General features: G+C 39.8%; 11 protein-coding genes. 6 read left to right on the top strand and 5 right to left on the bottom strand.

All coding sequences use genetic code 11. The features are described 5' to 3' along the window. Positions 1–138: 138 nt before the first annotated feature. From OZP13_RS08020 to OZP13_RS07995, 6 genes are all read left to right on the top strand, one after another. Entirely contained in the window at positions 139–5841 is a 5703-nt protein-coding gene (locus tag OZP13_RS08020; protein ID WP_269243352.1) for an MBG domain-containing protein, read from the top strand. Between the two features lie 591 nt (positions 5842–6432). After that, the gene (locus OZP13_RS08015; RefSeq protein WP_269243350.1) at positions 6433–7119 is read left to right on the top strand and encodes a toxin-antitoxin system YwqK family antitoxin; all 687 of its coding nucleotides are present in this window, start codon (positions 6433–6435) and stop codon (positions 7117–7119) included. Positions 7120–7282: 163 nt separating this feature from the next. Next, positions 7283–8470 (top strand): tRNA 2-thiouridine(34) synthase MnmA, encoded by a 1188-nt coding sequence (gene mnmA, locus OZP13_RS08010; RefSeq protein WP_269243349.1) that lies wholly within the window; start codon positions 7283–7285, stop codon positions 8468–8470. A 27-nt stretch (positions 8471–8497) separates the two neighbouring features. Then, entirely contained in the window at positions 8498–10117 is a 1620-nt protein-coding gene (locus OZP13_RS08005) for a S8 family serine peptidase (RefSeq protein ID WP_281299272.1), read from the top strand. 14 nt (positions 10118–10131) lie between these two features. Then, entirely contained in the window at positions 10132–11076 is a 945-nt protein-coding gene (locus tag OZP13_RS08000) for an NAD(P)H-dependent flavin oxidoreductase (RefSeq protein ID WP_269243347.1), read from the top strand. A gap of 44 nt (positions 11077–11120) precedes the next feature. Further along, positions 11121–11537, top strand: a complete 417-nt coding sequence (locus OZP13_RS07995) for a hypothetical protein (protein ID WP_281299271.1) — start codon at positions 11121–11123, stop codon at positions 11535–11537. Between the two features lie 59 nt (positions 11538–11596). Here the strand turns inward: OZP13_RS07995 and OZP13_RS07990 are convergent, their stop codons facing one another. The 5 genes from OZP13_RS07990 to gltB all read right to left on the bottom strand — a co-directional run bounded on the left by OZP13_RS07990 (position 11597) and on the right by gltB (position 21661). Continuing rightward, complete coding sequence (locus OZP13_RS07990; protein WP_281299270.1) at positions 11597–13012, bottom strand: alkaline phosphatase; 1416 nt, start codon at positions 13010–13012, stop codon at positions 11597–11599. A gap of 347 nt (positions 13013–13359) precedes the next feature. Beyond that, entirely contained in the window at positions 13360–14085 is a 726-nt protein-coding gene (locus tag OZP13_RS07985) for a hypothetical protein (RefSeq protein ID WP_281299269.1), read from the bottom strand. A 200-nt stretch (positions 14086–14285) separates the two neighbouring features. Then, positions 14286–15503: a diaminopimelate decarboxylase gene (lysA, locus tag OZP13_RS07980; RefSeq protein ID WP_269243342.1), complete on the bottom strand. Its 1218-nt coding sequence runs from the start codon at positions 15501–15503 to the stop codon at positions 14286–14288. 178 nt (positions 15504–15681) lie between these two features. Then, a complete protein-coding gene (locus OZP13_RS07975; RefSeq protein ID WP_281299268.1) occupies positions 15682–17142 on the bottom strand; it encodes a glutamate synthase subunit beta in 1461 nt (486 codons plus the stop codon). Positions 17143–17146: 4 nt separating this feature from the next. Further along, the gene (gltB, locus tag OZP13_RS07970) at positions 17147–21661 is read right to left on the bottom strand and encodes a glutamate synthase large subunit (protein WP_489886160.1); all 4515 of its coding nucleotides are present in this window, start codon (positions 21659–21661) and stop codon (positions 17147–17149) included. Between the last annotated feature and the right edge of the window lie 56 nt (positions 21662–21717).

The following is a 21717-nucleotide window of genomic DNA, read 5'->3' as shown; positions in this document are numbered from 1 at the left end:
TCATAAAGCCCTCGGCGACTTTTTCTGTAATAGAATAATTATGCTTTTTGGTTACAATAGTATCTCTAAATTCTATTGATTTTACATTTTTTAATCTGAATTATCGTATTCGTTATTATTTAAAATAAACCATTTAATATGAAAACATTTTTACTCAAATCCAGAATTTTTGTTATTGTATTTGCAATAGCCAATTTGTTTTTTTCGAGTGCTGCTTTTGGGCAGGCTGCAATAACTTCAGACTTGGTAGATTATGAACCAGGTTCAACCGCAACCTTGACTGGAACTGGTTTCCAATCTGGTGAATCTGTTTTGATACAAATACTACATTCAGAGAATCATCCTGAAGATGCTACTGTCCCTGAACACCAAACTTGGAATGTAACGGCTGATACTACAGGTAATTTCAAAACTGTATGGAAGGTTAGTGAGGTACATTGTCTTGGAAAATTATTAAGAGCCACTGCTGTTGGGCAATCTTCAGGTGAAAAGGTATGGACTGAATTTACAGATCCAACAATCACATCAACAAGTTCTGGAGGTAATTGGAGTAACACTTCTACTTGGAATGGAGGTGTAATACCGGGTGTTAATGATGATGTATATATTGCAGTTGGGGCTACTGTCAATGTAACCGATATCAGGTCTGCAAAATCCATTACTTTAAATGGAGGGAATGGAAATACTAATCTCAACATTAATTCCGGAATTACATTAACGGTATCTGGAGATGTGACAATAAATGGACCCGGCTCCAATAATAGGACAAACACTATTGCTGTAGGGTCAGGAACATTAAATGTTGTTGGAAATCTAATTGTTACTGGTGGAGGAGCTGTTAATAGGCAAAGTCGATTAACTATTAGTGCAGGATCTATTGATGTAAATGGTGCAATAACCAATGTAAACTCGACTTCATCAATTACTTTTTCAGCAGCGGGTACTTTAAATATTGCGGGTAACTGGTCTAATAGTGGAACTTTTGCAGCTTCAACAAGCACCCTGACTTTTGATGGAACCACGCAATCCATTGGAGGTAGTTCGACTACTGCATTTAATAATTTAGTTTTATCAGGTGGCACAAAAACGTTTGGTGCTGCCAGGACCATCAGTGGGAATCTTTCAATAAATTCAGGTGCGATTGCAGATTTAGGTACTTTTTCTCATACAGCAAACACTCTTACGCTCAGAGGTATTGCATCTCCTTCAGGTTCTTGGGGCAGTACAAGTTCTTTGCCTTTGGCATCACATACAAATGACACCTATTTTGCGGCTACAACAGGTAAGGTGACGGTTGCGAATGGTTCCTGCATAAATCCATCGACACCAATTGCTGGAGCCAATACTCACGTGTATAGTGGTACAACAAAAACGGCTATTGCTAATGTGGGGTCAGGAGAAACTGTTGACTGGTACGAAGCTGCTACAGGTACGACTACTGCAGCCACACCTATAGGAACCAATGTAGGTACATATTCTGCTTATGCAGAAGCTAGAAATACAACCACCGGTTGTGTAAGTGCCACTAGGACATTGATAACATTGACAATAAACAAAGCAGCGGCATCAGTAGTAGCCGATGGCAAGTCAAAAACCTACGGTGATGCAAATCCAGCCTTGTCGGCAGTGGTAACAGGCGCAATAGTTGGTGGCGATGCAATCAATTACAGTTTGTCTACAACGGCGGTTCAGTTCTCGGGCATTGGTTCTTATCCAATAGCAGTGGCATTAGGCTCGAATCCAAACTATGAAATGACATCCACCGATGCCTCGTTATCAATAAACAAAGCGGCGGCATCAGTAGTAGCCGATGGCAAGTCAAAAACCTACGGTGATGCAAATCCAGCCTTGTCGGCAGTGGTAACAGGCGCAATAGTTGGTGGCGATGCGATCAATTACAGTTTGTCTACAACGGCGGTTCAGTTCTCGGGCATTGGTTCTTATCCAATAGCAGTGGCATTAGGCTCGAATCCAAACTATGAAATGACATCCACCGATGCCTCGTTATCAATAAACAAAGCGGCGGCGTCAGTAGTAGCCGATGGCAAGTCAAAAACCTACGGTGATGCAAATCCAGCCTTGTCGGCAGTGGTAACAGGCGCAATAGTTGGTGGCGATGCAATCAATTACAGTTTGTCTACAACGGCGGTTCAGTTCTCGGGCATTGGTTCTTATCCAATAGCAGTGGCATTAGGCTCGAATCCAAACTATGAAATGACATCCACCGATGCCTCGTTATCAATAAACAAAGCGGCGGCATCAGTAGTAGCCGATGGCAAGTCAAAAACCTACGGTGATGCAAATCCAGCCTTGTCGGCAGTGGTAACAGGCGCAATAGTTGGTGGCGATGCAATCAATTACAGTTTGTCTACAACGGCGGTTCAGTTCTCGGGCATTGGTTCTTATCCAATAGCAGTGGCATTAGGCTCGAATCCAAACTATGAAATGACATCCACCGATGCCTCGTTATCAGTAGGCAAAGCGGCGGCGTCAGTAGTAGCCGATGGCAAGTCAAAAACCTACGGTGATGCAAATCCAGCCTTGTCGGCAGTGGTAACAGGCGCAATAGTTGGTGGCGATGCGATCAATTACAGTTTGTCTACAACGGCGGTTCAGTTCTCGGGCATTGGTTCTTATCCAATAGCAGTGGCATTAGGCTCGAATCCAAACTATGAAATGACATCCACCGATGCCTCGTTATCAGTAGGCAAAGCGGCGGCATCAGTAGTAGCCGATGGCAAGTCAAAAACCTACGGTGATGCAAATCCAGCCTTGTCGGCAGTGGTAACAGGCGCAATAGTTGGTGGCGATGCAATCAATTACAGTTTGTCTACAACGGCGGTTCAGTTCTCGGGCATTGGTTCTTATCCAATAGCAGTGGCATTAGGCTCGAATCCAAACTATGAAATAACATCCACCGATGCCTCGTTATCAGTAGGCAAAGCGGCGGCGTCAGTAGTAGCCGATGGCAAGTCAAAAATCTACGGTGATGCAAATCCAGCCTTGTCGGCAGTGGTAACAGGCGCAATAGTTGGTGGCGATGCGATCAATTACAGTTTGTCTACAACGGCGGTTCAGTTCTCGGGCATTGGTTCTTATCCAATAGCAGTGGCATTAGGCTCGAATCCAAACTATGAAATGACATCCACCGATGCCTCGTTATCAGTAGGCAAAGCGGCGGCATCAGTAGTAGCCGATGGCAAGTCAAAAACCTACGGTGATGCAAATCCAGCCTTGTCGGCAGTGGTAACAGGCGCAATAGTTGGTGGCGATGCAATCAATTACAGTTTGTCTACAACGGCGGTTCAGTTCTCGGGCATTGGTTCTTATCCAATAGCAGTGGCATTAGGCTCGAATCCAAACTATGAAATGACATCCACCGATGCCTCGTTATCAGTAGGCAAAGCGGCGGCGTCAGTAGTAGCCGATGGCAAGTCAAAAACCTACGGTGATGCAAATCCAGCCTTGTCGGCAGTGGTAACAGGCGCAATAGTTGGTGGCGATGCGATCAATTACAGTTTGTCTACAACGGCGGTTCAGTTCTCGGGCATTGGTTCTTATCCAATAGCAGTGGCATTAGGCTCGAATCCAAACTATGAAATGACATCCACCGATGCCTCGTTATCAATAAACAAAGCGGCGGCGTCAGTAGTAGCCGATGGCAAGTCAAAAACCTACGGTGATGCAAATCCAGCCTTGTCGGCAGTGGTAACAGGCGCAATAGTTGGTGGCGATGCGATCAATTACAGTTTGTCTACAACGGCGGTTCAGTTCTCGGGCATTGGTTCTTATCCAATAGCAGTGGCATTAGGCTCGAATCCAAACTATGAAATGACATCCACCGATGCCTCGTTATCAGTAGGCAAAGCGGCGGCGTCAGTAGTAGCCGATGGCAAGTCAAAAACCTACGGTGATGCAAATCCAGCCTTGTCGGCAGTGGTAACAGGCGCAATAGTTGGTGGTGATGCAATCAATTACAGTTTGTCTACAACGGCGGTTCAGTTCTCGGGCATTGGTTCTTATCCAATAGCAGTGGCATTAGGCTCGAATCCAAACTATGAAATGACATCCACCGATGCCTCGTTATCAATAAACAAAGCGGCGGCGTCAGTAGTAGCCGATGGCAAGTCAAAAACCTACGGTGATGCAAATCCAGCCTTGTCGGCAGTGGTAACAGGCGCAATAGTTGGTGGCGATGCGATCAATTACAGTTTGTCTACAACGGCGGTTCAGTTCTCGGGCATTGGTTCTTATCCAATAGCAGTGGCATTAGGCTCGAATCCAAACTATGAAATGACATCCACCGATGCCTCGTTATCAGTAGGCAAAGCGGCGGCGTCAGTAGTAGCCGATGGCAAGTCAAAAACCTACGGTGATGCAAATCCAGCCTTGTCGGCAGTGGTAACAGGCGCAATAGTTGGTGGTGATGCAATCAATTACAGTTTGTCTACAACGGCGGTTCAGTTCTCGGGCATTGGTTCTTATCCAATAGCAGTGGCATTAGGCTCGAATCCAAACTATGAAATGACATCCACCGATGCATTATTGACCATAGGCAAAGCAATCTTAATAGTAACAGCTGATAATAAAACTAAATATTGCGGTCAGACTAATCCACCGTTGACCTGCCAATACAGCGGATGGGTGAATGGAGTTGAAGAAATCAACACACCTCCTACATTTGCTGCAACAGTTAACAATACAACAGTAGTTGGAAGTTATCCGGGATCGATTACGCTATCAGGAGGTTTGGATAATAATTACAGTTTTAGTTTTGTAGCTGGTACATTTACTGTTTATGATGTTTCTATCGATGCAAGTGCTAGCAGTACACCGGTTCCTATTGGAAATACAGGAACAGCAAGCACAACATTATCTGCTACAGTTACACCAAATGTTGCCGGAGTATTGGTTTCATTTTATGTGGATAACTCACTAATAGGTTCTAATACAACAAATTCATCAGGAGTGGCAACACTTCTGGTAAGTGGTCTAGTAACGGATGTTTATCAGGTTAAAGCAGTTGCAGGATCTGGTTGTGATGAATCAATTGTTTACTTGCCTGTTTACGATCCAAATGGTGGATTTGTAACTGGAGGAGGATGGATAAACTCGCCAGTAAATGCATATGTGGCAAATGCGTCATTAACAGGTAAAGCCAACTTTGGTTTTGTAGCGAAGTATAAAAAAGGATCCAATGCTGTAGAAGGAAATACCGAGTTCCAGTTTAAAGCAGGTGATTTTAATTTCAAAAGTAATCTTCTTGATGCAGGTACATTGGTTATCTCTGGAGCAAAAGCAACATATCGAGGTGTAGGTACTGTAAATGGAACGGGTAACTACGGATTCCTGGTAACGGCTATTGACGGAAATGTAACAGGTGGCAGTGGTACTGATAAATTCAGGATAAAGGTTTGGGATAAGAATAATGGAAACGCTGTTGTTTATGACAATAAGATTGGGGCATCAGATAATGCAGATGATGCAACTGAATTGGCAGGAGGTTCTATTGTTATTCATCAGGTGAAGAAAAACAATGCCAAAACGACCCAAGCTGTTGTTAAAGAAGAAAATGAAACAACAATTGATACAGGACCAGTCCCTTTCAACGTAATTGCCTATCCAAATCCAGCCAAATACAAATTCACCTTGGTTGTGGAAGGCGGCAGCAAAGAAAAAATGGAAGTAGTCTTGTACGATGTTTTGGGTAGATCCGTGAAACACATCGAAAGCACCTACGGTCAACCAATCGTTTTTGGTGAAGAATTGCCAAGAGGTGCTTATTTTGCCATAGTTAATCAAGGTGCAAACCAAAAAACAGTCCGATTGATAAAACAGTAATTGATAAATACAAACTAAAATCAAAGCCATCCCAATCAAATTGGGGTGGCTTTATTTATTAATTACAGCCAATTTCAAGGAACGGGACAAAGCCTACTCAAAGCCTACTCAAAGCCATAGATAAGCCTAGGTTGTGGTACCCCAAAAAAGAACCTAATTAAATGAAATTAATTCATTTTTCCATAACAAAGAGCATCTGCAATCAGGGAACTTGAAGAAAAGATGTAAAAATTATAATAAAAAATACCACTATGAAAAAAAACAGTTGTATGCTAAGTTTAGGATTAAAAACTATAGTTGTATAGTTAAACTAGGATGTATTCAATAATCTTTATCCTGTTGGGTGTAAATAGGCGCAATTAGTCCCCAACGGGTTAATAAAAAAAAGCTAATCTAAAAGCGATGTATTTTAATATCAATTTTTGATATTTCCGTAGGATAGTAAAAGAGGTGATAAAGCTTTCTTAAATCTAAAGTCTAACGAAACAAGATGTTGTTATAAAATGTACTTTTGTCGGACTAGAATGCTCAAATTTTTAATGATTCCCTATAAATATCAGAATGAAAATGAAGTTTAGTTTTTTAAAAATAATGTTGTTTCTCTTTTTTTGCCAAACCCTGCTGTCGCAAACCGATTTCAATAAATTAGACGAAAAAGGCAAGAAACACGGACTTTGGAAAGGGGTTTACACCAATACCAAAAACCCAAAATACGAAGGCACTTTCGAACACGGAAAAGAAGTGGGAACTTTTACTTTCTTTGACAACACCAAAACAAAAAGAGTCATTGCCACCAGGGAATTCAACCCCAAAGACAATTCGGCCTACACAATTGTTTATGACCAACTCAAAAATAAAGTGAGCGAAGGCAAGGTGGTCAACAAGTTGTCCGAAGGGCTATGGACGTATTACCATAAAGCATCAAAAGTGATTATGGCAACCGAAAATTACACCAAAGGAAAACTCGAAGGCTTGCGCACCGTTTTTTATCCAAACGGAAAAATTGCCGAAGAAATAGTATATAAAAACAACCTGAAAAATGGAGTTTACAAGCGTTATACCGAGTCGGGAATAATAATAGAAGAATCCAATTACAAGAACAATGAATACGATGGATTGGCCATTTTCAGGGATCCAGACGACGGAAATATTGTTTCCAAAGGAAAATTTGTCAATGGGAAAAAAATGGGTGTTTGGCAATTTTTTAATAAAGGAAAATTGGTAAAGGAAGAGAATATGAGTTTTCAGCAAGCCACTTCAAAGGCAAAAACGAAATAGTGTGACTATTTAGCTTTGCGAACTTCAATTTTTAAAACTATTAAATAAAACTTTGCGTCTTTGCGGTAAAATTTCACAACAAAAGGTTAATCATCGATTATACATTAAACCTGTGGTAAATCTTTGTAACTTTGCAACCTTGTAAAATTATAATTATTTCAAAATGAAACGTGTAGTTGTTGGGCTTTCAGGTGGTGTAGATTCGAGTGTTGCAGCTTATTTATTGCAGCAACAAGGCTATGAAGTCATAGGTCTTTTTATGAAAAATTGGCACGACGATTCCGTTACGATTTCTAACGAATGTCCCTGGCTCGAAGACAGTAACGATGCTTTGTTGGTTGCCGAGAAATTGGGGATTCCTTTCCAAACCGTAGATTTAAGCGAAGAATACAAAGAAAAAATCGTGGACTATATGTTCAACGAATACGAAAAAGGGCGAACTCCAAACCCAGACGTGCTTTGTAACCGCGAAATAAAATTCGATGTTTTCATGAAAATCGCTTTAAGCCTCGGTGCCGATTATGTGGCAACGGGTCATTATTGCCGAAAAGGAGAAACAGAAATCAACGGCGAAAAAGTATACCAACTTTTGGCTGGAGCCGATACAAACAAAGACCAATCGTATTTTCTGTGTCAATTATCGCAAGAACAATTGGCAAAATCCTTGTTTCCAATAGGGGAATTAACAAAACCTCAAGTCCGAGAAATCGCTCTGGAATTGGATTTGGTTACCGCCGAAAAGAAAGATTCGCAAGGATTGTGTTTCATTGGAAAAGTAAGATTGCCCGAGTTTTTGCAACAAAAATTACAACCTAAAGACGGAGTGATTTATCAAATCGATAAAAGCAATCCTGTTTATACTATAGAAAAACCAGAAAGTCTTTCTGTTGAAGAAGCCTTGATTTTCGATGCCCAAAAAATAGAGTACACTCCAGAAATGGGAAAAGTCGTGGGCAAACATCAAGGCGCACATTATTTCACGACAGGACAACGAAAAGGCCTCAACGTTGGAGGAACAACCGATCCTTTGTTTATCATTTCCACCAATGTGAAAACCAATTCTATTTACACAGGATTGACCAGTCAGCATCCGGGCTTGTTCCGAAAAGCGTTGTTCATCGAAAAGTCCGAAGTGCATTGGATTCGCACTGATTTGGCTTTGGCCAATGGCGAAACGATGGAAGTAATGGCACGAATTCGCTACCGTCAACCCTTGCAAAAAGCGACTTTGCACCAATTCGAAAACGGAATGTACGTGGCTTTCGAAGAGCCACAATCCGCCATCACCGAAGGACAATTCGTGGCTTGGTATTTGGACGATGAATTAGTGGGTTCTGGAGTTATTGCTTAAATTAGTCTTTATATTTCCCAATATATCATGAAAAAAATAATTATTTTTCTGTTCTTGGTTTCCAGCTTTGTCGGATTTTCACAAGAAGATGCTTGGGTGTATTTTAAAGACAAACCCGGTTCGCAAGCCTATTTTGACAATCCATTGACAATGCTTTCGCAAAGAGCTTTGGACAGAAGAACGAATCAAGGAATCGCTTTGGACGGTAAAGACGTTCCTGTTTATCAACCTTATGTCGACCAAATTATTGCTGCAACCGGAATTACCGTTAAAGCCAAATCCAAATGGATGAATTGTGTTCACGTTCGCGGTTCTCAAGTAGATATTACTGCACTAACCTCATTGTATTTTGTGGAAAAAGTTGATTTTGCCAATCGTTCTATCAGTGCCAGTAAAATCAGTGCAACAAAACTGGGTAAAACTAAGGCGTTAAACAAAACCGTGTTAAGCGCAACTACGTTTAATTACGGCAATTCTGCCAATCAAATTCAAATGCTCAACGGGCATTTATTGCACCAATCCAATTATACGGGTTCTGGAAAAATAATTGCCGTATTAGATGCTGGTTTTCCTGGGGTTAATACCACTTCTCCTTTTGCCAGATTAAGAAACAATAATCAAATTCTTGGTGGATATGACTATGTAAATAGAAATGCCAACTATTATACAGGAGCTTCACACGGGACTTCAGTACTTTCTTTGATGGGAGGATATGTTGATAATGCCCTCATTGGAACTGCTCCAGATGCTTCCTATTATTTATTCATCACGGAAGACGATACTTCCGAAAATCCGGTTGAAGAATCGAATTGGGTCGAAGCAGCCGAAGAAGCAGACAGGTTGGGGGTCGATATTATTACCACTTCCTTGGGTTATACCACGTTTGATAATCCGAATTATGATCTGACTTACAGTGATTTGAATGGGACAACTGCTTTTATTTCAAAAGGAGTCGATATCGCTTTCAGTCGCGGAATGGTTTGCGTGGTGTCGGCAGGAAATGAAGGAAATGATCCTTGGCATTATGTTTCTGCACCCGCAGACGCCGTAAATGCATTGGCAATCGGAGCCGTAAAAGCGGATGAAACCTATGCCAGTTTTAGCTCGTATGGACCAACTTCTGATGGAAGGGTTAAACCCGATGTGACTGCTCAAGGGCAAAATCCTTATGTTTCCGATGCTTCGGGAAATATTATCAACAAAGATAGCGGAACTTCCTATTCAGGTCCGATTGTTGCGGGAATGGTAGCTTGTTTATGGCAAGCTTTACCCACAAAAACGAATCAACAAATCAAGCAACTAATCATGCAATCGGCGGATAGATATGCAGCGCCAACCGTTCAGTATGGCTATGGAATTCCCGACTTTAGCTTGGCTGTTGCCAATGGATTGTCAGTTGCTTCTTTTTCTAATAATGATTTTACGGTGTATCCAAATCCGGCCACTGATTCCATTTCTGTTACTTTAAATGAAGGATTTAACTCTGGAAATATTGTCTTTTATACTATTTTGGGACAAAAAGTCTTGGAAGAAAAAATAACAACTACATCTTCCGTTATTTCGATAAAATCCTTGAGCAAAGGGACTTATTTATATAACATACTATCGAATGGTTTTGCCAAGAGTGGAAAAATTGTAAAAGAGTAATATTCCAAGTTTCAATGAACAAAATCACTCAGCTTTTCAATATAAAATATCCAATTATTCAAGGCGGAATGATTTGGAATTCGGGTTACAAATTGGCTAGTGCAGTCAGTAACGCTGGAGGTTTGGGTTTGATTGGTGCGGGTTCAATGTATCCCGAAGTTTTGCGGGAACACATCCAGAAATGCAAAAAAGCAACCGACAAGCCTTTTGGGGTAAACGTCCCGATGTTGTATCCCAACATCGACGAAATTATCAAAATTATTGTCGAAGAAGGCGTAAAAATTGTTTTTACATCGGCAGGAAATCCAAAAACTTGGACTTCTTTTTTGAAGGGAAAAGGAATTACGGTAGTTCACGTGGTAAGTAGTTCCACATTTGCCTTGAAAGCACAAGATGCCGGAGTCGATGCCGTTGTAGCCGAAGGATTTGAAGCCGGAGGACACAACGGAAGAGAAGAAACAACCACTTTTACCTTGATTCCGATGGTGAAAGAAAAAATCAAGATTCCATTAATTGCAGCTGGAGGAATTGCAACTGGCCAAGGAATGCTCGCCGCGATGGTTCTTGGTGCCGATGGTGTGCAAGTGGGAAGTCGATTTGCCGCTTCGGTGGAATCATCTGCACACGAAAATTTCAAGAACAAAATTATTGAAACCCAAGAAGGGGAGACGCAAGTTACCCTGAAAGAGTTGGCTCCCGTTCGATTAATCAAGAATAAATTTTACCAAGACATTCAAGAATTGTATGCCAAATGTCCAACGAAAGAAGAATTGGCCGCACTTTTGGGAAGGGCAAGAGCCAAGCACGGGATGTTTGAAGGCGATTTGGACGAAGGCGAACTCGAAATTGGTCAAATCGCAGGGTTGATTCACGATATAAAACCGGTTGCGGACATTATTTCGGAAATGATTACCGATTTTAATTTGGCCAGAAAAGAAGTGGAGAAATTCGATTTCTAATATCTAATTTTATTACTTTTGGAGACCTACAAATTTTAAACCTAATGGCGAAAATAAAAATACTCATTGTTCTGGCTTTTCTTGTATTGGGATTGAACCAATCTTATGGACAAACCTATAAATTCAAGACTTCCGGTTTTAGCGTTATGGAAAAAGACGGAAAGGGCAAATGGGGAAAATGGTCGGACTTGGATTTGGTCAATATTTTGGTGGCCTTGGATACGGATAAAAGCCGAATCGTTGTTTATTCCGAGGTAATTCAATTGTTCGAAATCGTCGAATATATTCCTTTGGAAGAAAACGAAACCGACAGCGTTTATACTTTTGCCTGCAAGGACAATAATGGAGACGATTGCACACTTTCGATTATTACCCGAAAAAAGCAAGACAATCGGAAACAGCTTTACATCAATTATGACAACCGGATAATTGTCTATAATATTTCCAATTTTAATTCATGAACACAACAAAAAAGCCGCAATAAAGCGACTTTTTTTGTTTATTCCGACAAATTTTAGCACTAAAACTTGTTTTCCACCTCGGCAGCTTGCAACATTAGATAGTGTAAATCGGTATTTTTGATGAATGGTTTCAGCAAATGACTTCCTGGACCAAACAGTGCCAACTCTGTATAATCGGCAGAGTGATCCATACTGATCCAGCCCACTGAATTGTGCTTTTTTTGAATTTCGGATAACTTTTTGAAAGGTAAATGTTTGGGGTTGTAAAGTCCATCTTCCATTTTTATATCCGAATAAAAGCTTAAAATTTCTTTGGCTTCTTCTTCTTTCAGTGCATAATTTGTGGCATATTCTATACGTTCTATTGCTTGGGCGACAGAAGTTTCTTTTCCCATACCGTTTAGAATCCAATCGTTGGTTTGTTTGTATTTTTGGATGGAATCAAAATTGTCATTGGCATCTTTTCCGTAAATAATACCTGGATTGGCATTTCCGTGGTCTGTGGTAATAATGACCAAAGTGTTTTTGTCTTTTTCAGCAAAGTCAATGGCTACTTTTACAGCTTCGTCATGTGCAACTTGGTCGTAAATTAAACCTGAAATGTCATTTCCGTGGGCAGCCCAATCTACTTTACCGGCTTCAATTTGCAACACAAAACCTTTTGGATGATTTTTCATTTTATCGATAGCACGTTGTGTCATTTCTGCCAAAGTCGGAATTTTTTCTGTAAGTTCTTTGCTGTTTTCTCGGTCTTTGGAATAGGGAAGACCGTCATCATGAAAAACGCCTAAAATGGGTTTGCTGTTGTCGGCAGCAAGCATTTCGCTTCTTGTCTTTACGACATTAAATCCCTTGCTTGAAAACTCTTGATACATATTGCGTTTGTCTTTGCGACTTTCTGCCGAAAAATAATTATTTCCTCCGCCCATCATAATGTCAAATTTCAAATCAAGATACATTTCGGCAATAGATTCTTGACTATTTCTACTTTTGGATGCGATGCAAAAGCCGGCAGGAGTTGCATGTGTTATGGGTACGGTAGTTACACAACCGGCCATTTTTCCAGCTTTTTTGAATTTTTGCCAAATTGGTAAATATTCTTCGCCATTCACGCCTACATTCAAGGAACCGTTTTTTACACGGAAACCACTTCCCCAAGATGAACTCGCAGCAGCCGAATCCGTAACAATTGATGATGCCGAAGCCATGTCCATCAAGGCACGGGAAACGCGATTGTCTTTGTATAGTTGAAGCCAATTGCTGCCTTTTCCTGTTTTTCGACTCAAATAGATGTCGGTCATGTTGAGGGTGCCAATACTCATTCCGTCACTTACCACGACAATGATATTTTGGGCTTTGGTGTTTTTTTGTATGGAATCTAAATCCAGGTTTTTGGCTGAGCCTTCAAAAGGATTTAATAATGAGGCTCCTATTGTAAAAAGTGATCCGTTTCTTAAGAATTTCCTTCTTTCCATATTTTGGGTTTTACGGGATTGATATTTTTTTCAAATGTATGAAAACTTATGTGTCTGGAATGTTAACTAAAAATATTTATTTGATTATCTAAGCAGAACCGTTTAGATGTTATTGAAAAAAATAGGAGAAAGCAGAAAGTTTTGAAAGGGTTTTGTCTCTGTCCTAAAAATGCGGGCAAGACTATTTATTTACTCGGATATAAATCGTATTAGTGTTAGATGAAATTAAAATTTCAATGCTGAAAATTATATACTCAAAAAGGATCTACAACAAATTTTTTCAAAAAGAAATCCCATTTCATTTTTCATTGAAATGGGATTTCTTATTTATAAAAATAGTGGTTTGCTTATTTTACAACTGTTGCGTCTTCAATAAGAACGTCGTATTTATAGCCTGAACCTAAATCTTTATTTAAAACTACCGTGCCTTTTAGAGTGACTATGTCGTCTACTTTTACTTTTTCTAAAGAAGTAATTGTAATGTCGTTAAATCCGTTGAAACTAGTTCCATCTTGCAGGTGAATCCAGTTTTTGTTCATGATTTCAGGCATAAATTTTGTCACTTTACCTGTTAAAATTACGGTTTTACCTGCCAATTTATCTCTTGTTGAATACAAATCAAATAAAGAGATTCCGCCTTTGGCCAAAGTAATTCCTTTTGCCAATTGAGTCTTCGGTGCAATTGTTTTAGGATCGATTGCTTTTTCGGTTACAGTAGGAGGGTTCGGGTCTGTCAATCCTTCGACAAAGTAAACTGAATCAAATGTTCTTTTTAAATCTTTGCTTTCAAATTTTTTCATCTCCATTCCACCTTCATAAGTATAGGTTTTTCCAACGGTTACTTCCGTTTTTGGAATAGCCATCCAGTATTCTTTTTCGCCTTCTGTTACCAAAAGATAAGTATAGGCATTCGCATTTAAAACTTCTTTAACGGTCACTTTGTGTGAATCCATATTTTCCATTACTGCCTCTTCTGTCTGTATGGTTTCTGGTTTTTCATTGTTGGGTTTGCATTGAACCAAAACCAATAGCGCCATTAAAGTTGCAAGACTCCAAATTATTGTTTTTTTCATCTTTTTTTTGTTTAATTATTGGAGTAAAAATAACTAAATTTTATTCGAATAAATATGACATATCTCACTTTATAAAATCAATTAAAATTTTGCTTGAAAAGCTTCTAATTGATGCTTTTTAATTTCTCTAAAATATCTGGAAAACTTTAGACTCAAAAAAAATCCCATTTCTTTTTTATTGAAATGGGATTCGGTATTTATTATACTGTTGCAATTATGGGCAACGGAATTTGATTTTTAAGTAAATCCTCGAAAGTTTCCTGTGCTCGTATTAAATGACCCTCTCCATTGAGCCACAATACTTCGGCTGGTTTGTAGCGAGAATTGTAGTTGGATGACATCGAGAAGCAGTAAGCTCCCGCATTTCTGAAACTTAAAATGTCGCCTTCATTGATTTCGGATATTCTGCGGTTGTTGGCAAAGGTATCCGTTTCGCAAATGTATCCCACCACGGAATAGAAACGCTCTTTTCCTTTCGGGTTCGAAATGTTTTCGATATAATGTTGCGAACCATAAAACATTGGTCGAATCAAATGATTGAAACCACTGTCGATTCCTGCAAAAACGGTTGAAGTCGTTTGTTTTACCACGTTTACTTTAGCCAAGAAATAACCGGCTTCGCTTACCAAGAATTTCCCTGGTTCAAAAATCAAGGTCAAATCTTTCCCGTATTCTTTACAGAAAGCATTGAATCTTTTGGATAATTTTCTACCCAATTCTTCGATGTCGGTTTCCACGTCGTCTTTTTTGTAAGGAACTTTAAAACCGCTTCCGAAATCTAAAAACTCTAGATCTTTGAAGTTTTTGGCAGCGTCAAACAAGATTTCTGCCGCATACAAGAATACTTCGATATCCAAAATATCGGAACCCGTGTGCATGTGGATTCCGACTATTTTCATTTTTGTGTTCTCGACAATTCGCACTAAATGTGGTAATTGATGAACTGAAATTCCAAATTTACTGTCGATATGTCCCACGGAAATATTGGCATTTCCACCAGCCATTACGTGTGGATTGATTCTGATGCAAACCGGAACGCTTGGATGTTTGGTTCCAAATTGTTCCAATATCGACAAGTTGTCAATGTTGATTTGAACTCCCAAAGCCGATACTTCTTCGATTTCTTCCAAAGAAACACCGTTTGGCGTGAAAAAGATTTGATCTGGAGAATAACCAGCATGAAGTGCCAGTTGAACCTCTTGAATCGAAACAGCATCAATGCAAGAGCCCATTTCTCTCAACAATTGAAGAATGGCAACGTTGGACAACGCCTTCATGGCATAATTGATGCGTAATTTCTCTACTTTAGAAAAGGCGCTTGTTAATCTTTTATATTGGGATTGGATTTTTGCCGCATCATAGACATATAATGGACTACCAAATTGTTCTGCTAATTGTACTAGATCTTTCGCTTGCATTGATACTATTTTTACGCAAATTTATTATTCTTTATTGATACACACAAGTAATAATTGAAAACAAACAAATTATAACAAATTGTTTTATTATAAACATATAGCGTTGTAATTATTGTTTTTTAAACAAAAAAGACCTTGGAAAAATTCCCAAGGTCTTTTCAAAAATAGTTGTTTGCTATTATACAGTAGGCAAATCTCCACCTTCTTTGGTAGGTAAATTACTTGATCCCATTAAGTATAGATCTACTTGTCTTGCAGCTTCTCTACCTTCTGAAATTGCCCAAACAATCAAAGATTGTCCACGACGCATATCGCCAGCAGTAAAGATATTTGGCACATTAGTTTGGTATTTGCCATATTCCGCTTTGTAGTTGCTTCTAAAGTCAAGTTCGATACCTAATTGGCTGCTTAATGTTTTTTCTGGACCTGTAAAACCTAAGGCTAGCAAGGCTAAATCACAAGGCCAAGTTTTTTCGGAACCGGCCACTTCAATTAATTCAGGACGTTGTCCAGGAACTAATTTCCATTCTACGTTAACTGTTTTAAGAGCGATTAATTTGCCACTAGCATCTTTAATGAATTCTTTGGTGTTAATTAACCAGTTTCTTTCGGCACCTTCTTTGTGAGAAGAAGATGTTTTCAGTTGTAGCGGCCAATAAGGCCAAGGAGTTGTTTCGCTTCTTCCTACTGGAGGTTTTGGCATAATCTCGAAGTTGGTCACTGATTTGGCGCCATGACGGTTAGAAGTTCCCACACAGTCAGAACCAGTGTCTCCACCACCAATCACGATAACATCTTTACCGGTAGCCAATACTTGGTTTTCTACTTTTTGTCCAAAAACAACTTTTGTTTGTTGTGTCAAGAAATCCATTGCTTGAACCACTCCGTCTGCATCGGCTCCAGGAGTTGGTAAGCCTCTTCTTTCAGTTGCTCCACCGCAAAGTACGATAGAATCAAATGCTTTCAGGTCATTGATGTCGTAGTTTACGCCAACGTTGGTGTTTACTTTGAAGGTGATGCCTTCAGCTTCCAAAATTGCTACACGACGGTCAATGATTCCTTTTTCCATTTTGAAATTTGGAATTCCGTAACGCAACAATCCTCCAACAGCATCGTCTCTTTCGAATACGGTAACCAAGTGTCCTGCTCTATTTAATTGTTGAGCAGTAGCCAACCCCGCAGGTCCAGAACCAACAACGGCAACTGTTTTTCCAGTTCTTGTTTTTGGTGGTTGTGGTTTAATCCATCCTTCTGCGAAAGCACGTTCCACAATATTTTTTTCTATGTTTTCGATAGAAACCGGTTCAGCAATAATTCCCAATACACATGCTTTTTCGCAAGGCGCAGGGCATAAACGTCCCGTGAATTCTGGGAAGTTGTTTGTTGAATGTAGTATCCAAGAGGCTTTTTGCCATTCGCCTTGGTGTACCATGTGATTAAAATCTGGAATCAAATTTCCTAGAGGACATCCACTATGACAAAAAGGAATTCCGCAATCCATGCAACGGGATCCTTGTTTTGTAATTTCAGCTTCACTCAAAGGAACCGTAAATTCATTATAATGTCCAACACGTTCTTTTACTTCCGTGTATGATTCATCTTTTCTTTCGAATTCTTTAAAACCTGTTACTTTTCCCATTGTATTATGCTGTTAATTCTTCTACCATTTGTTCTTCTGTTTCCAGACGCTTTAACGCTTTTTTGTACTCTGTAGGCATTACTTTTACAAATTTACTTAGGCTATTAGACCAATCTGCCAATAATTCGGTACCTCTTGTACTTTTTGTATAGCGTACGTGTTTTTCAATCAATGCCTTCAATTCATCAGCTTCATCAGCTTCAATGTCTTCAAAAGCTATTGATTCGGTGTTGCACAATCCGTTTGTGAATTTATTTTCAGGATCGTAGATGTAAGCGATACCTCCACTCATACCTGCGGCAAAGTTTCTTCCAGTTTTACCCAAAACTACTACTTTTCCACCTGTCATGTATTCGCAACCGTGATCTCCAACTCCTTCCACAACTGCTGTTGCACCAGAGTTACGAACGGCAAAACGTTCTCCCGCGATCCCATTGATGTAGGCTTCTCCTTCAATTGCTCCAAACAAACAAACGTTTCCAACAATAACATTGTTTTCGGCAACGAAAGTTGCTTTTGCTGGTTTCTTGATGATTAATTTTGCTCCAGAAAGTCCTTTTCCTAAATAGTCATTAGTGTTTCCTTCAACCGTGAATGTCAATCCATGGGCACTAAATGCACCTAAACTTTGACCGGCAGAACCTTTGAAGTTAATGTTTAAAGTGTCTTCCGGTAAACCAAGGTATCCGTATATTTTAGAAATTTCATTACTCACAATGGCTCCAACAGAACGATTGGTGTTGTTGATAGGGTAATTCAAAGTCATTTTTTCTTTTCTGTACAAAGCACGGTGTGAGTCTTTCAAGATTTGGAAATCGAGTACATTTTCCAATGCGTGATCTTGTTTTTCCGTGTTTCTAACGATTCGTTCATTGTATCCGTCTGGTACGTGCAAGATAGAAGATAAGTCTAATCCTCTAGCTTTATAGTGCGTGATGGCTTTGTTGGAATTGATTTTGTGAGTTTGTCCCACCATTTCCTCTAAAGTCCTGAAACCTAATTGTGCCATGATACCTCTTAATTCTTCTGCAACATAATAGAAGAAGTTAATAACGTGTTCCGGTGTTCCTTTGAAGTTTTTACGCAATTCTTTGTCTTGGGTGGCAATACCAACTGGACAAGTATTCAAGTGGCATTTACGCATCATGATACAACCAGAAGCTACAAGTGGAGCAGTGGCGAAACCAAATTCTTCAGCTCCCAATAAAGCTGCGATAGCCACGTCACGACCTGTTTTCAATTGTCCGTCACATTCCACGACGATTCTGCTTCTTAGGTTGTTTAAAACCAAAGTTTGTTGCGCTTCGGCCAATCCAAGTTCCCAAGGAAGACCAGCGTGTTTCAAGGATGTCAAAGGAGAAGCTCCTGTTCCACCATCATAACCTGCGATTAAGACAACGTCTGCTTTTGCTTTGGAAACTCCGGCTGCGATTGTTCCAACACCTACTTCAGAAACCAATTTCACGTTGATACGAGCTTCTCTGTTGGCATTTTTCAAGTCGAAAATTAATTGTGCTAAATCTTCGATTGAGTAAATATCATGGTGAGGCGGTGGCGAAATCAATCCTACATAAGGAGTTGAGTTACGGGCGGAAGCAATCCAAGGCAATACTTTTTCCCCTGGCAACTGTCCACCTTCTCCAGGTTTTGCACCTTGGGCCATTTTAATTTGAATTTCTTTTGCACTGGACAAATAGTGGGAAGTTACTCCAAAACGTCCAGAAGCCACTTGTTTGATAGCCGAGTTGCGACTGTCTCCGTTCATGTCCGGTTGGAAACGTTTTCTGTCTTCTCCACCTTCACCTGAATTGGATTTTCCACCAATACGGTTCATGGCGATAGCCAAATTCTCGTGTGCTTCTCTAGAGATAGATCCGTAAGACATGGCTCCAGTTTTGAAACGTTTCACGATTTCTGTCCAAGGTTCCACTTCATCCAACGGAATTGGATTCAAGTTGTCAAATTCGAACAAACCACGAATGGTCATTAAATTTTTGGCTTGGTCGTTTACCGTTCTGGCATATTCATCATAGCTGGTTTGATCGCTTAATCGAACCGCTTGTTGCAATTTGGCAATGGTGGTAGGGTTGAACATGTGTCTTTCCCCATTACGCCTCCATCTGTATTCGCCACCAATATTTAATCCCAATCGGTTTGGAATTAAATTATTTGGGTAGGCATAATTGTATCTTTCGCTAATTTCTTTTTCAATTTCGTACAATCCGATACCTTCAATTCTTGAAGTGGTGTAAGGGAAGTATTTTTCAACGAACTTGGAATTGAAACCAACAATTTCGAAAATTTGTGAACCTCTATACGAATGTAAAGTCGAGATTCCAATTTTGTTCATGATTTTTAGAATTCCATAACCAATGGCTTTATTGAAGTTATGAACTGCCTTCTCTTCATCGATACCGGTAATAAATCCTTCTCTTACTTGAACACGGATGATTTCGTTTACCATGTAAGGGTTGATGGCACTGGCACCGTATCCAAACAAAGTGGCAAAATGATGTGGCTCACGCGGTTCGGCAGATTCGATAATAATATCAAAATAAGAACGCTTGCGCAAACGGTTCATTTGGTGGTTTACATAAGAACAAGCCAACAAAGATGGGATAGGAGCAAACTCCTTGTTCACGCCTCTGTCCGACAAGATAATTATGTTGGTACCTCCTTCGATTGCTTTCGTGATTTGAACAATGATGGCGTCCAAAGCATCTTCCAATCCGTTTAATCCTTTTGCTTTAGGGTATAATATTTGAAAAGTTTCCGCTTTGAAGTGGTCTATTGAAATGCTTCTTATTTTTTCTAAATCCCTGTTGGAGATAACCGGATTTTGAATTCTTAATTTTCGGCATTGTTTGCTTGAAATATCAAAAATGTTTCGGTCTTGACCCAATGCCAAACTGATGTCGGTAACAATTTCTTCACGAATTCCATCCAAAGGTGGGTTGGTAACTTGTGCAAATAATTGTTTGAAATAGTTGGAAATCAATTGTGGTCTGTCTGACAATACGGCAAGAGGCGTGTCAGTTCCCATAGAACCCAAGGCTTCTTTTCCAGTCTGGGCCATAGGGGTAATCATGTCTTGAATATCCTCTAATGTATAGTTGAAAAGACGTTCTCTAGTCGCTAAATCGATAGTTTCTATGGAGCAAACGTCTGATGTGCTTGGGACATCTCTTAAATGTAGTCGGTATTCTTTCAACCATTCTTGGTATGGTCTTTCAGAAACGATTTTACTTTTAATTTCTTCGTCATTGATGATGCGTCCTTCGTTCATGTCAACCAAGAACATTTTTCCTGGTTCCAATCTTCCGTGGCTTTCCACATCTTCTGGGTCAATTTCCACAACACCAATTTCTGATGCCATGATTAATTTTCCGCTTTTGGTTACTGTATATCTAGAAGGTCTCAAACCATTACGGTCCAATAAAGCTCCTACATAATCGCCATCCGAAAATGGAACTGAAGCAGGACCATCCCATGGTTCCATAATACAAGCATTGTATTCGTAGAATGCTTTTCTTTCGGTAGACATCGTTTTGTGTTTTTCCCATGCTTCTGGAATCATCATCATCATTACTTCAGGCAATGTTCTTCCAGTGTGCATCAACAATTCCACGACCATGTCCATGGAAGCTGAATCTGATTTTCCAGGAATAATGATTGGGAATAATTTTTCGATTTGTGGGCCAAAGACATCACTTTTCATGATTTCTTCACGAACACGCATTCTACTCACGTTACCACGCAAAGTATTGATTTCCCCATTTTGACAGATATATCTAAATGGTTGAGCCAAATCCCAAGAAGGCATTGTATTGGTAGAGAAACGTTGGTGAACCAACGCCAAACGCGTTACCAAGTCGGTTTGTTGCAAGTCGGTATAATAGGGTCCGATATCTTCGGGCATAATGATACCTTTATATATTAAGGTAGTGGTCGAAAAACTCGGAATGTAAAAATACGAGCTTTCAGATATTTTTGAATTGATGATAGCGTGCTCCGTAATTTTACGGGCAGCATATAATTTGGCTTTGAAGGTAGCATCATCAATTGGTTCACTTTTTCCAACGAAAATTTGATCAATTTTTGGTTCTGATGCAGCTGCAATTGGCCCAAGTTGTGAAGAATCCACGGGAACTTCTCTCCATCCTAGGATGGTTAATCCTTGGTTTTTGATTTCTTTTTCGAATGTTTTTTTACAAAAAAGGTATTGATTTTCACTTTGAGGTAAAAACACCATTCCTACAGCATACTCGCGTGCTTCCGGTAATTTGAAATCGCAAACTCTATTGAAATATTCGTGAGGTATGTCAATTAATAGTCCAGCTCCATCTCCGGTTTTCCCGTCAGAACTCACACCTCCACGATGTTCGAGTTTTACAAGGATTTCTAATGCGTCGTGTATGATTTGATTTGTTTTCTCGCCTTTAAGGTTGCAGATAAACCCAGCCCCACAGTTTTCATGCTCGAATTCTGGCAAATAAAGACCTTGTTCTTTAATTTTCATGCTTGTTAATTTTTATGCAAAAATAAAGATTTCATTAAATAAAATGAATTCAAAAC

It is taken from the genome of Flavobacterium limnophilum (genome assembly GCF_027111315.2).
GTDB classification, from domain to species: Bacteria; Bacteroidota; Bacteroidia; order Flavobacteriales; family Flavobacteriaceae; genus Flavobacterium; species Flavobacterium limnophilum.
The sequence above is the reverse complement of the archived record's forward strand: the minus strand, read 5'-3'. Positions and strand labels throughout refer to the sequence as shown.

Bases quoted from the DNA above. Each gene is read 5' to 3' on its own strand.
- OZP13_RS07975 (WP_281299268.1), bottom strand. From the start codon at position 17,142: ATGGGAAAAGTAACAGGTTTTAAAGAATTCGAAAGAAAAGATGAATCA.
- OZP13_RS08015 (WP_269243350.1), top strand. From the start codon at position 6,433: ATGTTGTTTCTCTTTTTTTGCCAAACCCTGCTGTCGCAAACCGATTTC.
- OZP13_RS08005 (WP_281299272.1), top strand. From the start codon at position 8,498: ATGAAAAAAATAATTATTTTTCTGTTCTTGGTTTCCAGCTTTGTCGGA.
- gltB (WP_489886160.1), bottom strand. From the start codon at position 21,661: ATGAAAATTAAAGAACAAGGTCTTTATTTGCCAGAATTCGAGCATGAA.
- OZP13_RS08000 (WP_269243347.1), top strand. From the start codon at position 10,132: ATGAACAAAATCACTCAGCTTTTCAATATAAAATATCCAATTATTCAA.
- mnmA (WP_269243349.1), top strand. From the start codon at position 7,283: ATGAAACGTGTAGTTGTTGGGCTTTCAGGTGGTGTAGATTCGAGTGTT.
- OZP13_RS07985 (WP_281299269.1), bottom strand. From the start codon at position 14,085: ATGAAAAAAACAATAATTTGGAGTCTTGCAACTTTAATGGCGCTATTG.
- lysA (WP_269243342.1), bottom strand. From the start codon at position 15,503: ATGCAAGCGAAAGATCTAGTACAATTAGCAGAACAATTTGGTAGTCCA.
- OZP13_RS07995 (WP_281299271.1), top strand. From the start codon at position 11,121: ATGGCGAAAATAAAAATACTCATTGTTCTGGCTTTTCTTGTATTGGGA.
- OZP13_RS08020 (WP_269243352.1), top strand. From the start codon at position 139: ATGAAAACATTTTTACTCAAATCCAGAATTTTTGTTATTGTATTTGCA.
- OZP13_RS07990 (WP_281299270.1), bottom strand. From the start codon at position 13,012: ATGGAAAGAAGGAAATTCTTAAGAAACGGATCACTTTTTACAATAGGA.